The sequence below is a fragment of the Niabella agricola genome, assembly GCF_021538615.1.
Taxonomy (GTDB): Bacteria; Bacteroidota; Bacteroidia; order Chitinophagales; family Chitinophagaceae; genus Niabella; species Niabella agricola.
In genome coordinates, this window is sequence record NZ_JAJHIZ010000003.1 from 794,990 (window position 1) to 808,777 (window position 13,788).

Below are 13,788 nucleotides of genomic sequence, written 5' to 3' on the forward strand. Positions count from 1 at the left end.
CAGCAGGCGCACAAGCGCGTACACCATCCGGATGATGGCCTCAGGAAATGCAATGTTCCACCCACCTGAAACAGAACAACGATGAAACATGGTATATTACAAACCCGCAGCTGGCACCTGTATTATCTGATCTGGCGGTTCCGGGCAAAATACCGCATCCGCAGAAGATTTTTTCAACAGCATGTATCCGTCATTTTTAGTTGACGCGGCGGATTTCCTCACCCGAATGGTACTGCCCGGCGTCCGGCCGAAAGAGCTACAGCACCACTATCCGAGCGTCGCAAACAGGCAGCCGTGAAATCTGTCAAAAAGTGTAGCTTTAATTGGTAAAACAGGGTCAGCGCTCATGCTCAGTCATTGTAAAACGATGCGCATACAAAAACAATACATAAACGGAATCTTTCACCTGCTGATATGGGGTGCACTGTTATTGCTTCCGTATTTCATCGGATCTGCTGCAGACCAGTATAAAATCGGGCTGCTGCCGGGTGTGGTCTTCACGTTGTTCGGCATCATCCATATGTTTATTTTTTATATCAATGCCTACTATCTTGCCCCGCAGTTCCTGAATCGCAAGCGTTGGTGGATTTATATACCCGCAGCAGCCGCATTGCTTGTGTTGTCGTTTATGGTCAAATATACCGTACTCAAAACAGGCTACCCCTGGTTACTCGCAAATCACGCCATTTACCGTTTTGCCTTTGCGCCGTCAGTGGGTATATTTCTGATCAGCCTGGTTTACCGGAAAGTGATCGATCGGATCCATTTTGAAAAGCTGCAAAGGGAAAAGGAGGCAAGCATGCTGATGACCGAATTAAAATTTCTCCGTTCACAGATCAGTCCGCACTTTTTGTTTAATGTAATGACCAACCTTGTAGCCCTGGCCCGCAGACGGTCTGACCAGCTGGAACCCGCGCTCATCACCTTGTCTGAGTTCATGCGTTATATGGTTTATGACACGCAGGGTAAAAAAGTAGCGCTGTCGAAGGAAACCGGCCACTTGAAAAGTTATCTTTCTCTTCAACGAATGCGGTTTGGAAACGAGCTGCTGATTGAGGAACACCTCGAACCGGTTGCAGAGGAATACCAGATCGAGCCCATGCTGTTAATTCCTTTTGTTGAAAACGCTTTTAAACATGGAGCCGTACAGGGGGAACGGGCCAGGATCAGCATCCGGCTGACCATCGCTAACGGCATCTTGCATTTTGACGTACAAAACGCCATTGCCGCTCAAAAAAATGACACCGGCCCTGAAAGCTCGGGCGTCGGTTTCACAAATGTGGTTTCCAGGCTCAACTTGTTATATCCTCAAAAACATGAGCTGCAGGTCAACCATAATGATGACACCTTTCATGTGCATTTAAAACTTGAATTATGACGATCCGTTCTGTAATTGTGGACGATGAACCATTAATACGGGAATTGCTGGAAGACAGCCTGGCACAGATCCCCTTTATAAAAGTGGTACGCAGCTGTAAGAATGCGCTGGAGCTTGCACAGTACCTGCAAACAGAACCGATCGATCTGCTGTTTATGGACGTCCAGATGCCCGGGATCAGCGGCATCCAGTTCCTGAACACACTGGAGCAGCCACCGATGATCATCATGGTCACCGCTTATGAACAATATGCTCTGCAGGGGTTTGAGCTTAATGTTGTGGATTATATTTTAAAACCGTTCTCGTTTGAACGGATCCTGAAAGCCTGCAACCGCGCACAGGAATTGTTTCAACTTAAAAAAATAAAAAACACAGGATCGGAACCCCAGGCCCAGTATCTTTTTGTAAATGTTGAATACACGCTTGTTAAAATAGCGATCGCAGATATCTGCTATATTGAAGGATTGAAAGACTACATAAAAATCCATCTATCCGCTGCCCGCAAACCGGTTCTTACAAGAATGACGATGAAAGCAATGGAAGAAAAACTGCCCCAAGGGGCCTTTGCGCGCACCCACAAATCCTACCTGGTAGCCCTTTCAAAAATTACGGTTATCAAGCGCGATCTGGTTTGCATCGACCAGGTGGAGATCCCCATAAGCGAGTCCTATAAAGAACCGTTCCTGCAGGCTGTAAAAAAAATCGAAAGTCCCCAATAACAAGCTATGCCTCCTCCTCATGCGCACCCTTCAGCACGGCTTCAATGGCTTTTGCCTTTAACAGGCACTCTTCCCATTCCGCTTCCGGATCGCTATAAATCGTGATCCCCGATCCAACCTTGTAAGAAAGATAGTGCGATTGCGCATTATACATTAAACTACGGATCACCACATTGAAATCAAAATCACCACCAGGCTGTATATAGCCCAACGCCCCTGAAAAAATCCCGCGTGCTGTTTTTTCATATTGACGGATCAGTTGCATAACGCGCATCTTCGGAGCGCCGGTCATAGACCCCATCGGGAATGCGGCCTTTAAAATATCGGTTAGGGTGACCGATTCCTCCAGGATCCCCGATACGGTTGAAATCATCTGGTGTACCTGCGCAAAACTGTAGATGCCGAATAACTCATCTACCTGAACCGACCCCTCGCGGCAGATGCGCGACAGATCATTCCGTACCAGGTCCACCACCATTACATTTTCTGCGCGGTCTTTACCGCTGTTTGCCAGCTGTTGTTGCTCTGCACGCAAACTTTCAGCATCTGTTCCCTTCCGCAAAAGGGTGCCTTTTATCGGCTGACTGATCAGCCGGCTGCCGGTCTTTTTTAAAAACCGTTCGGGACTTGCACAGATCAGCCAATAATCATCCACCCGGTAAAGCCCCGAAAACGGATTGGGTGAGCTTCCCGTTAGTTGAGTATATACATCAAAAGGATCCATTCGGGCAGCCTCTGAAAAAAACTCCATACAGTAATTGATTTCATAACAATCGCCGCGGTGGATATGGGCCTGCAATTGCCGGATCGTTTCGAGGTAAGTTTCTTTGCTAACCCGGCTGCGCACGGGCTGCTGCAACTGCAAAGGCAAAGCCGGCACAAGCGGTTCCTGCAGCAATTCGTTATACAAACGCTCCGAATCTTCCCCTTCAATATAAAGCCGGTCTTCTTTTACATAAAGGACCCATTCCGGCTCAAAGAAAAACCCATCGGGAAACCCAACGGCGTCAATTTGCCCCGGATAACCACCCCCCTCGCCGGTTGGCAGCTCATAATTCCAGTGCCCCATTAGCCAGGCACCGCTCTTTTCCGAAAAATCTGCAAAAGCATTAAGGCCTCCTGTTCCCGCAAGCACCACCCTGCGCTTTACGCCGGCACCGGCTAAAAACACAAAGCGCTCCCCGGAAAAACCACAGGAGTCCAGAAAGCAAAAGGTGTTAAACTGTCTTAACCAGTTTAACACCTTTTGCTTTATCAAGACACCGTCACTTAACGGAAAACTTTGGCCTGCTGTTCGTTCACTATCCAATGTCTCTTATTAAAAACGGTCCTGTTCGATTTCTATCTGAAATCATCGTCGTCATCAAAATCATCATCGTTGTTACCGAACAGGTCATCAAACTCTTCGTCCGGCTTAAAATCATCCTCGTCTTCATCATACGATTTTTTTCCTTTACCAACACCCCCTGATTTTGATTTCGATTTCGGAATGTCAAATTCTTCAAAATCCTTATCCCAATCTTCGTCTTCATCTACTTTGTCCCACTCATCGTCCTCATCAAAATCGTCCTCATCATCGTCATCATCCTTGGTCGCCTTGCCTTTTTTTCCTTTTACAGGGGTTTCATCATCCTCCTCGTAAAGGTCATCATCATCTTCCAGTTCCTCTTCTTTTTTCTTCGATTTGGAAGATGCCTTTTCCGCAGGTGCGTTTCCCGCATTTGTCTTCTTGTCTGTTCCAGCTGACTTATTTGATTTTGCCATAACCTAATAAAATCTGATAAATGAAAATGTAAATTTTAATCGAAGTTTTTAATTCTCCAAATTTTTTAAACTGATTTTTTTTGAATTAAATTTTGATCAGTTGCTCGCGTTCGGGCCCGTTGGAAATATACTTTACAGGCACTCCCAGGTAGTTGTCAATAAAGCGGATATAGCGCTGCATTTTCTCCGGCAAGGTATCGTAAGCAGTTGCCTGGGAAATATCGGTATGCCATCCTTCAAAAGCCTCAAATACGGGCTGATAAGGCGCCAGGTCCAGCCGCAGGGGTACTTCCCGGATCTCTTTACCGTTCAGGGAATAAGCGCTGCAAACCTCCAGTTTTTCAAAATGATCCAGCACATCCGCCTTGGTCATTACCAGTTGCGTAACCCCGTTGATCATGCAGGCAAAATTCAGGGCCACCAGGTCGATCCAGCCACAGCGTCTTGGCCGGCCGGTAACGGCTCCGTATTCTTTACCTATATCCCGCAGGCGTTGTCCGTCTTCATTATCCAGTTCAGACGGGAAGGGCCCGCTTCCTACGCGTGTACAATAGGCTTTGGTGATACCGATCACTTCTTTAATATGCTGCGGTGCCACACCCAGTCCGCTACACACACCGGCGGAAATGGTATTGGAAGATGTCACAAACGGGAAGGTTCCGAAATCTACGTCCAGCATGCTGCCCTGAGCGCCTTCGGCCAGTACCTTTTTCCCTTCTTTCAGCAATTTATTGATAAAGTATTCACCATTAACAATATTCAGTGTTTTCAGGAACTCTATAGCTTTAAAGAAATCGGCTTCATCCTGGCTGATATCTTCGTCGAACCCGTAGGAATTCAGGATCACATAATGCTTTTCCTTCAATGCCTCGTACATATTTTTAAAGTCGGGATTCAGGATATCTCCCACACGTAAGGCATTACGACCGGTTTTGTCCATATAGGCCGGACTGATCCCTTTTAACGTAGATCCGATCTTGCTGTTTCCCTTGGCCAGTTCCGATGCTTTATCCAATGCCCGGTGCGTGGGAATGATCAGGTTGGTCCGTTCCGCCACATAGAGATTTTTTTTCAGGTCGCCTTCAAATTTGGTCAGCTGTTCGCATTCTTTTTCCAAAGAAATGGGATCCAGCACCACCCCGTTGCCGATGAGGTTGATCTTCCCTTCATTGAAGATTCCCGAAGGGATCTGGCGCAGTACCAGCTTTTCTCCGTTCCGGTAAAGGGTATGACCAGCGTTGGGTCCGCCCTGAAAACGTGCTACCACGTCATAGTCTTTCGCGAAAAAGTCTACAATTTTGCCTTTGCCTTCGTCGCCCCATTGCAGACCCAAAATAACATCTATCATTATGAACTTTTTATTAACGATTCTTAAAGCTGCAAAAATAGAGGTTTGCACGCGAAACGCCTGCAGGGAAAAAAAAATATTGAATGGTCAAATATTAAATGTAGAATGGAGGTGCTGTTTCTGCTCTGAATTTGAAAATGTGAAAATGTGTGAATGTGGAAATCTGGGAATGAAGGGGCCGTTCCTGCTTCGTAATACCTTCCCGGAAGGTCGCAAGGTTCAACGATCCAATAGATAAATTTCAAATCCCGGTATCATCAATTGATTACCGATCACTAACGACTGATCGCCGAACAGCGGGCGCGCCTGGAAACTTCCCTGCGGAAATGTAAAATATTGAAAATTTGAAAAATGTGCGAATGTGAAAATGTGGGGATGAAGGGACCGTTCCTGCTTCGTAATACCTTCTGAAACTTTAAACTTAAACCTAAACTTCCTCACTTCCCCGGCAGATCTTCGGTGTCGTACCGTTCTACCGACTCGATCCCGCTCAGATCCTTCAGCCGGTTTACCAGTTCATCCAGCTCTTCTTTATCGTGCACGTATACTTTTATGTTTCCTTCAAATAATCCTTCGGAGGCCTCAATGGTCAATGCTGCTATATTTATTTTCAGTTCGGCAGAGATCAGGCCGGTGATCTTGCTTACCACACCCACATCATCCATACCAATAATGCGCACGCCCGTAAGGAAAGAAATCTCTTTGTTCTTCGCCCACTTGGTTTTTACAATGCGGTGGCCGTAATTGGCCAGCAGTTTTGGTGCATTGGGACAATTGGTACGGTGGATGGCCAGTCCCTTCCCGGTAGTGATAAACCCGAATACATCATCCCCCGGTATCGGCTTGCAGCAATTGGCCAGGTGATACATGATCTTGTCGCTGCTTTCTCCGAAAATAATCAGCTCGGTATCCTGTTTATTATTGCTCTGCGCCGGTGTATGGCTTTCGATCTTATGCTCCTGCACAATCTTCACCGGCCGCGGGTACTCGATCCGGTCGCCGATCACCTTAAATTCTTTCAGCTCCCGGAGATCGATATTTTTGATGGCCACCTGGTAAAACAGCTCCAGGTTCGAATGCAGCTTATAAAACTGTACCAACTCGTCCAGGTTGGCCTGCTGCATGGAAACGCCCATTCCTTCCAGTTTACGCTGGATGGTATAGCGGCCCTCATCGGCTACTTTTTTCTTCTCCTCCTTCAGGGCCTCTTTTACCTTAGCCTTGGCCTTGGCGGTCATCACAAACGAAAGCCAGTCTTCTGAAGGCGTTTGTTTATTGCTGGTGATGATCTCCACCTGGTCGCCACTACGCAGTTTATAACTGATGGGAACCAGTTTATGATTAACCTTTGCACCGATGGTTTTGGCGCCGATGGCGGTATGAATGGCAAACGCAAAATCCAGTGCGGTACTGCCCACCGGCAGCATTTTAATATCTCCTTTAGGTGTATAAATGTAAATTTCCTCGGTAAGGAAGCTCATTTTGAAATCCTGCAGGAAATCCACGCTGTCTGCATCCTGGTTGTACAATACTTCCCGGATCTGCTGGAACCATTTATCAAAGCGGTTTTCATTGGCGCTTCCCTCTTTGTATTTCCAGTGAGCGGCCAGCCCTTTTTCCGCAATCTCGTTCATGCGTTTTGTCCGGATCTGCACTTCCACCCATTTTCCTCTTGGTCCCATCACAGTAGTATGCAGGGCTTCATACCCGTTGGATTTGGGGTTGCTTACCCAGTCGCGCAGGCGCTCTATCGAAGGCGTATATTCATCCGTGATGAGGGAATACACTTTCCAGCAGTCTTCTTTTTCCCGTTCCGGCGGTGAGTTCAGGATGATGCGGATGGCAAAGAGATCGTATACTTCTTCAAAAGTGATACCCTTTTTCTTCATCTTATTCCAGATGGAATGGATGTTCTTCGGGCGGCCGTAGATCTCAAAGTCGAACTTATTTTTCTCCAGCTTCTCCTTTATGGGCTTTATAAACTCATTGATATAACGGGTGCGGTCGCGTTTGGTTTCTGCCAGTTTTTTTGCAATTTCCTTATAGGTATCCGGCTCCAGGTATTTCATCGCCAGGTCTTCCAGTTCCGTTTTGATACTGTACAGGCCCATACGATGGGCCAGGGGAGCAAAGATATAAACCGTTTCGGAAGCGATTTTCAACTGCTTTTCCCGCTTCATGCTGTCCAGTGTGCGCATATTGTTCAGGCGGTCGGCCAGCTTAATCAGGATCACCCGGGGATCGTCTGTAAGCGTTAGGAGAATCTTTTTAAAATTCTCTGCCTGCTGGGAAGCAGAAGAGTCAATAACATTGGAGATTTTTGTAAGCCCGTCCACGATCCGTGCAATTTCGGATCCAAACTCCCGTTCTATATCCTGCAGGGTGATATCAGTATCCTCTACGGTATCATGCAGCAGGGCGCACACAGTTGACCGTACCCCCAGACCGATTTCCTCAATGCATATTTTGGCTACAGCGATCGGATGCAGGATATACGGTTCCCCGCTTTTCCGCCGCATACTGCTGTGCGCATCGGCGGCCATTTCAAAAGCCCTCCGGAGAATATCTTTGTCACCCGGCTTGATCTTGTCCTTCAGCGCGCGCAACAGCGACCGGTATTCCCTTAAAATCAGCTTTTTTTCCTGCTCCTCGTTCAGACTATATTTAGGTTTTTGCTCTACAGTTTTCATGTGATAATGGACACACTCCTCTTCCGTTTATTTCTTTGATAACGATTCAATCCTCCGGTTAAAATTACAGAAATTCTGCTGCGCAGCGTCACATCGGCATAAACAACAAAAATTGAGGAGTCGCCGGCTATAGTAACGTTGCTCCTTTTAAGCGGCAGCCAGTTACACACCTGAATTTTATTATATTATTTTTTGATCGCATTTATGATTGAATGACATCGCGGCCGGAACTCCTGACCAACGTCTGTCAACCCGTCTTCATAGCGGCAGATTCGCTGGTTCCGGTTGGATCTCATTGAAAAATTTGCGCCGGGGCGTATACCGCATAGTGCCGGCAAGCTATTTTACGCTGTTATAAAAAGCATGCAGCAACCATTTTTCCTGCGCGAACCATATGAACGTTCTAGTCATTTTGAGGCGCTTCAATGTTAAAAGTCTAAAATCTGTGCATCCGCGGCGATATTTATGCTCCTGAACGCAAATGCAAGACTTTTTTGAGCCAATAAGCATTGCTGCGGCTCCATTGTTCCCTGTATTTTTTCCGCAAACAGTGTTTTTTTATAGCAGAATATACTACATTTGCAGCCCGAAATAGAGTTCTTATCCGGATGTGGTGGAATTGGTAGACACGTCAGACTTAGGATCTGATGCCGCAAGGTGTGGGGGTTCGAGTCCCTTCATCCGGACTTCACAGGTTTGAGGTTTAATGTTTAAAGTTAAAATGAATAACCTTAAACATTGAACCTTTAAGCATTAAACAATACAAATGGCGACAATTACACAAGAAAAAATTGGCCCTCTTCATGAAAAGCTCAGCGTAAAGCTGGAAAAAACGGATTATTTGCCCGGGTTTGAAAAGTCTTTAAAGGAGTATAGCAAAAAAGCCAATATTCCCGGCTTCCGTCCCGGAAAAGTTCCCGCCGGTTTGATAAAAAAGATGTACGGCCCTTCCCTGTTTATGGACGAAGTGCTGCGCGCAATTGATAAAGAAATTCTGGGCTACCTGGATACCAACAAGGTTGACATTTTCGCCCAACCCCTTCCTTTGGAAAATGACATGTCGAAACTGGACGTGAGCAATCCTGGGGATTATGATTTTCATTTTGAGATCGGTTTGAAACCCGACTTTAAAATGCTGGATCTGGCCAAACTGGATATCACCGGTTATAACATCGATATTACCGATGAAATGGTAAAAGAAGAAATCGAACGTCTGCAAAACCGCTATGGTAATATGACGGATAAAGATGCCGTTGAGGAAGATGACAACGTGGTGAATGTAACCTTTACTGAAATTGGTGCGGATGGTAACGCCATTGAGGATGGTATTAAGAAGGACAACTCCCTGCTGGTAAAATATTTTGCACCGGCAGTAAGAACAGCGCTGATTGGCAAAAAAGCCGGCGACCGCATCAACATCACCCTGGGCGAGGCTTTTGAAGAAAAAGAACTGGAATTTATTGCACAGGACCTGGGGCTGAACAAAGACGAAGCCGCTACTAAAGAAAAAACCTTTACGCTTGAAATCACCAAAGTTGGGTTGCTGGAGAAAAAGGAACTGAACGAAGAGTTCTTCAACCAGCTCTATCCTGCAGGCGATGTAAAAACTGAGGAAGATTTTAAAGCAAAAATAAAAGACGAGATCTATAACTACTGGGCGGCTCAAAGCCGGAACCAGATCCACGATCAGCTGTTCCATAAACTGGTAGATGATACTAAAATAGAGTTCCCGGAATCCTTCCTGAAAAACTGGCTCATCACCCAAAACAACCAACCCCAGGAAGGCGAAAACCCGCAGCCAGCCAAAACGCCGGAGCAGATCGAAGCAGAAATGCCTTCTTTCCTGAACCAGCTGAAATGGACCCTGATCACCGAAAAGATCGTAGCAGACAACGGCATCCAGGTGGGCCCCGATGAGATCCGGAACTTTGCCAAACAACAGCTGTTCCAGTACATGGGCGGCGCGATGGGCATGACCGATGACCAGCCCTGGGTGAATGATTATGTAGAGCGGATGATGAAAGACCGGAAATACGTGGAGGATGCTTATAACCGGCTGCAGTCGCAAAAGGTGTTTGAATGGGCCGAAACCAAGGTAAAACCCAAAGCAACTTCCATCTCTGTTGAGGACTTTTCTAAAATGGTAAGTGAGCACCAGCATCACCACCATTAATCGAAATAGATCGAAAGATCAGAACCGCCCTCCGGGGCGGTTTTTTATTGTTCGCCATAAGACAGCGCAAAACGGCGTCTTTTGAAGTGTTTGATCTATTTTTGGGTTGTATGACTGCATTCAGGTGTAAACTGCAATACAAGAACTATGAGCCAGGAGAATTTACAGACATGACTCCACACACCTGCGAAGCAGTTTTTGAACTGATCCGTAATTTTCCCTGGCAGCAACAGCGGGAGCAACTTGTTGTTGATTTTACAACGCCGTCCGTTACCATACAGGACGATGATGGAAGCTATTTAAAGCTTGCTTTGTACTACAATGGCAAATACATCCTGTACTACTATAATGCTGTTCACCAGCTATTCGTTAAGAGCCTGACAAACCCTGAAGACAGCTTTCCATTCATCAGCGCATATTACAACAACCCGGGAGTTCCCCCTGACGGATTAAAGCGGGAACATACCTGGCATAAAGCAAAGCGGATTCATTTTGTTACAAACGACTTTGTTTATAAGGCCGGCAAAAACAGGCTTCGGCACTACCTGATACAAAGCAGCGGCTTCAATCTCGTATTATCCCTTATGCTGGTACCGCTCATGATATATATCCATCCTGCGGGCAACGCAACCTGGATGCAACTTATTATCTTCCTGGTGCTATTCTTTCTCGTTGTTGGAATGAATCTTTTGTTCATATGGAATCATTACCAAACCGACAAAGGCAAAACACTGATCCTTTCCAAAGGAAAGCCACATTTCCTTTTTGGCACGGGAAACCAACTTACTCTATACAAAAAGCAGGAGATCATGTCCATAGATATCTGGCACATCCGCAGGAACAGCAAGAGTCCGCTTACAGACTTCGCCTGTTTTACCATTTACCTGGCAGATCAAACCCGGTTGCAGTTTACCAGCCTGCTTATTTCCGAAGCCGACTTCCGGGCAAAGATGGCAGGTCAGCATATTATTGATGTATATATCCTTCCCTGGATGTCAAAAGCAGACAGAACCGCATTATAAAACCGCACGGTTTATTTGTGCATCCGGATTCATAATGTACGTAAGCACACTGCCATCTTCCAGCAATTCCACTACCCGGAATCCCTGGTATGGGGTGCCCCAGTTACCACCCACATGAGCATCAAAAACAAAGGGGATATCCAGCTTTTTTTTAATGCCGTCCTCATCATGATCATGCCCGTTAAAAACCGCCCTTACATTTTTATACCGTTTCAGTAATGCCAGGAACTCGGGACAATCGATGCCATGGGTGGTCAGCTTCGCCGGGTTGATGTGCACGATCACGAAAAGATTCTTTGCCTTTTTATGCTGTTCGAGTTTACCCTCCATCCATTTCAGGTCCGGGCAAATATACTTCCCCTTTTCATCGGAGGTGGTTCCCGCAAGGAACACCGTGCCATTCACCACAAAATCATAGTTCACCGGCCGGTTCCAGATGCGCTGCCAATGCTCCGGCGTTACCATATCGTGGTTTCCGGGCGTTACGTAATAGTTCATCTTCAATTGCTCAATCAGCGCCTTAGCAGCGGGGTAATATACCGGATCATTGTGCACTATATCCCCATTCAGCATACAGAAATCAAAAGGCGTTTTGGCATGCGCTTCGTTGATCCGCGTAATGGCATTTTTGAGCAGGCGGTCGTAATCCGTACCTGGCTGCCCGTAATGAATATCGGATGCAATGGCAAACCGCACCCGTTTTTTCTTCTTTAGCAACTCGTTCACCTGCGCTCCGGCCTTTACAATATTTCCATTTGCCAGCAGCAAAAAGGCCGGCGTTGCAATTCTTAAAAATTCTTTGCGCTTCATGACTGGGATTATTTATTGGTTGTCTAAAGATATTGTATTTGTAACAATTAGCAGGCTATAGCCAGCACTTGTTAATGGTCGGTAAGCGCGTTCAGGAATGCAATCACCTGCCTGATTTCCTGGTCCGACAAATGCAACGCATCCGCTGAAAGCGTTTGATTGGGCAGGTGGATACCCACTCCTGCTCCCCCGCCACGGTTATAGAACGCCATAACCTCTTCAAGGCTTTTGTAAACTCCATTGTGCATGTATGGAGCCGTAAGGGCAATATTGCGCAGTGTGGGTGTTTTAAAAGCATACCGGTATAAGCTGATCTTTCTCAGGTCATATTTCCCCGGGTCCGGATCTACCGTTTTCCCATTTGTACGTTCCGGCACGCCCAGCACTTCGGTTTCAATAGCCGTAAACTCAGGTGGCAGGGTACCATTAAACAGCGGCATAAAATGACAGCTGCCGCAGCGGGCCTTTCCCATATAGAGATTAAACCCCTTGACCTGCTCATCATTCAGCTGCTGCAGGTTGCCCCGCATGTATTGGTCGAACGGGGCATTAAATGCATTGAGCGTACGCACGTAGCTGCCGAGTGCATTTAACAGGGTGCGGGTACTTACCACTTCTTTTTCATTGTGGAATGCTTTCCGGAATAATACCCGGTAAGCGCTGTCCTGCTTCAGCTGCAAAACCGCCCGCTCCAGCGAGCCGTGCATCTCATCTTTATTCCCGATCACTTCCCGGGCCTGGTCTTCCAGGTAATTGACGCGGTTATCATAAAAAAGCGCCGGCTGTAAGCCTGCATATAAAAGCGTGGGAGTGTTCCTCCGGATCTGTGAAGTACCGTCCAGGGTCATTTGTTTTTTTACGCCATCGGCAAATGCCTTGTCCGGCCGGTGACAGGAGGCACAGGAACGTTGCCCGTTGTCAGAAAGTAACACATCATAAAACAGTTTCTTTCCCAGGATCCGCTTGTCCGAAGAACCAAAATCCTGTTCACGGGCCGTATAATAATCCGGGTTAAAGGCACCCGTATCAAAAAGGGTGCGGGCTTTTACCTTTAGCGGCCGCAGGTCTCCGGGCAATGTTATGTTCAGCGCGGCAGCGCAGTCCAGCAATAGCGCAGACGCCCGGTTACCGTAGTTGCGTATAAATTCCATGCGATTAAACGTGTTGAAGTCGCTGTGTTGTTGCAGGTAGGCGATCGCGTTTTTAAACAGCCTGCGGGCAGTACCCAATACCGAATCGCGGGCCTTTTCCTTTTGTTCATAAAGCGCCAGCACCTGCTCAATAGCCTGGTAAGCGGCCGCTGTTTCCAACACCCCGGTCTGTGCCATGGGTGCATCAAAACCGCTCAGGCACAGCGTCATGGTCCGGAACACCTCCAGCCTCAGGGCATCAAAAACCTGGGGGCCGGCCAGCTCCTGCTGTTCGGCCATCAGCTTCAGCCGCTTAAAATTGGACCGCAGCTGCGCTGTTTTTGTCAGCAGCTCCTGCCGGTTTGCGGTATCCACCACGGGAAACACCAGGGGTTCTATCACCTGCAGGCCTTCCGGCGCTTCAATTGTATGCTGGTCGTTTTCGTCAACAGACGGCAGGGGTGCCCCATTGATTGATTTGGCCGTTAGTGGTGTATAATAGGCCGCAAAAAGCTCCGTTTTTTTGTATGCCAGCCGCAAGGCTTTAAACAGTTGCTGCAGCGTTGCGGGGTTTGCCGTTTCCCTTGATACGGACCGCTGAAATACTCCGGCAGTTGAATCGGCGGCGCTGATCATTTCCAGGTAATAATTTTTAACGCGCAGCTCAGGTTTTTGAACCGAAGTGTGCCCGCAGGAAAATACCCCAGTGATCATCGCGGACCACAAGGGTATTTTTAGCCATATATTGTTCAGG

10 protein-coding genes and 1 tRNA gene are annotated in these 13,788 nt (G+C 47.2%); 5 read left to right on the forward strand and 6 right to left on the reverse strand.

Translation table 11 applies throughout. The annotated features are described in order from the left end of the window. Positions 1–367: 367 nt before the first annotated feature. Positions 368–1,378, forward strand: coding sequence for a sensor histidine kinase (locus LL912_RS08745; RefSeq protein WP_235553202.1), 1,011 nt, complete (start codon positions 368–370; stop codon positions 1,376–1,378). Then, positions 1,375–2,097, forward strand: a complete 723-nt coding sequence (locus LL912_RS08750) for a LytR/AlgR family response regulator transcription factor (RefSeq protein WP_235553203.1) — start codon at positions 1,375–1,377, stop codon at positions 2,095–2,097. The genes LL912_RS08745 and LL912_RS08750 overlap by 4 nt, the downstream gene beginning before the upstream one ends. A 4-nt stretch (positions 2,098–2,101) precedes the next feature. Here the strand turns inward: LL912_RS08750 and LL912_RS08755 are convergent, their stop codons facing one another. The 4 genes from LL912_RS08755 to LL912_RS08770 all read right to left on the reverse strand — a co-directional run bounded on the left by LL912_RS08755 (position 2,102) and on the right by LL912_RS08770 (position 7,899). Beyond that, positions 2,102–3,355: an anthranilate synthase component I family protein gene (locus LL912_RS08755; RefSeq protein WP_235553204.1), complete on the reverse strand. Its 1,254-nt coding sequence runs from the start codon at positions 3,353–3,355 to the stop codon at positions 2,102–2,104. A gap of 83 nt (positions 3,356–3,438) precedes the next feature. Continuing rightward, a complete protein-coding gene (locus LL912_RS08760; protein WP_235553205.1) occupies positions 3,439–3,861 on the reverse strand; it encodes a hypothetical protein in 423 nt (140 codons plus the stop codon). Between the two features lie 85 nt (positions 3,862–3,946). Continuing rightward, positions 3,947–5,209: an adenylosuccinate synthase gene (locus LL912_RS08765; RefSeq protein WP_235553206.1), complete on the reverse strand. Its 1,263-nt coding sequence runs from the start codon at positions 5,207–5,209 to the stop codon at positions 3,947–3,949. A gap of 437 nt (positions 5,210–5,646) precedes the next feature. After that, complete coding sequence (locus tag LL912_RS08770) at positions 5,647–7,899, reverse strand: RelA/SpoT family protein (protein WP_235553207.1); 2,253 nt, start codon at positions 7,897–7,899, stop codon at positions 5,647–5,649. Between the two features lie 604 nt (positions 7,900–8,503). On the opposite strand from LL912_RS08770, the gene LL912_RS08775 reads away from it, so the two are divergent. The 3 genes from LL912_RS08775 to LL912_RS08785 all read left to right on the forward strand — a co-directional run bounded on the left by LL912_RS08775 (position 8,504) and on the right by LL912_RS08785 (position 11,094). Further along, positions 8,504–8,585, forward strand: a tRNA-Leu gene (locus tag LL912_RS08775). Positions 8,586–8,665: 80 nt separating this feature from the next. Continuing rightward, positions 8,666–10,072 carry a trigger factor gene (gene tig, locus LL912_RS08780; RefSeq protein ID WP_235553208.1) on the forward strand — a complete coding sequence of 469 codons (1,407 nt, stop codon included), beginning with the start codon at positions 8,666–8,668 and terminating at the stop codon, positions 10,070–10,072. A 110-nt stretch (positions 10,073–10,182) separates the two neighbouring features. Beyond that, a complete protein-coding gene (locus LL912_RS08785) occupies positions 10,183–11,094 on the forward strand; it encodes a hypothetical protein (RefSeq protein WP_235553209.1) in 912 nt (303 codons plus the stop codon). Here the strand turns inward: LL912_RS08785 and LL912_RS08790 are convergent. Beyond that, positions 11,089–11,904, reverse strand: a complete 816-nt coding sequence (locus LL912_RS08790) for a metallophosphoesterase family protein (RefSeq protein ID WP_235553210.1) — start codon at positions 11,902–11,904, stop codon at positions 11,089–11,091. The two genes, LL912_RS08785 and LL912_RS08790, sit on opposite strands and share 6 nt — an antisense overlap. A 71-nt stretch (positions 11,905–11,975) precedes the next feature. Further along, positions 11,976–13,748: a cytochrome-c peroxidase gene (locus LL912_RS08795; RefSeq protein WP_235553211.1), complete on the reverse strand. Its 1,773-nt coding sequence runs from the start codon at positions 13,746–13,748 to the stop codon at positions 11,976–11,978. Positions 13,749–13,788: the final 40 nt, after the last annotated feature.

Excerpts from the sequence above, each read along its gene's own strand:
- LL912_RS08745 (WP_235553202.1), top strand. The coding sequence starts at position 368 with ATGCGCATACAAAAACAATACATAAACGGAATCTTTCACCTGCTGATA.
- LL912_RS08750 (WP_235553203.1), top strand. The coding sequence starts at position 1,375 with ATGACGATCCGTTCTGTAATTGTGGACGATGAACCATTAATACGGGAA.
- LL912_RS08760 (WP_235553205.1), bottom strand. The coding sequence starts at position 3,861 with ATGGCAAAATCAAATAAGTCAGCTGGAACAGACAAGAAGACAAATGCG.
- LL912_RS08765 (WP_235553206.1), bottom strand. The coding sequence starts at position 5,209 with ATGATAGATGTTATTTTGGGTCTGCAATGGGGCGACGAAGGCAAAGGC.
- LL912_RS08770 (WP_235553207.1), bottom strand. The coding sequence starts at position 7,899 with ATGAAAACTGTAGAGCAAAAACCTAAATATAGTCTGAACGAGGAGCAG.
- tig (WP_235553208.1), top strand. The coding sequence starts at position 8,666 with ATGGCGACAATTACACAAGAAAAAATTGGCCCTCTTCATGAAAAGCTC.
- LL912_RS08785 (WP_235553209.1), top strand. The coding sequence starts at position 10,183 with ATGACTGCATTCAGGTGTAAACTGCAATACAAGAACTATGAGCCAGGA.
- LL912_RS08790 (WP_235553210.1), bottom strand. The coding sequence starts at position 11,904 with ATGAAGCGCAAAGAATTTTTAAGAATTGCAACGCCGGCCTTTTTGCTG.
- LL912_RS08795 (WP_235553211.1), bottom strand. The coding sequence starts at position 13,748 with ATGATCACTGGGGTATTTTCCTGCGGGCACACTTCGGTTCAAAAACCT.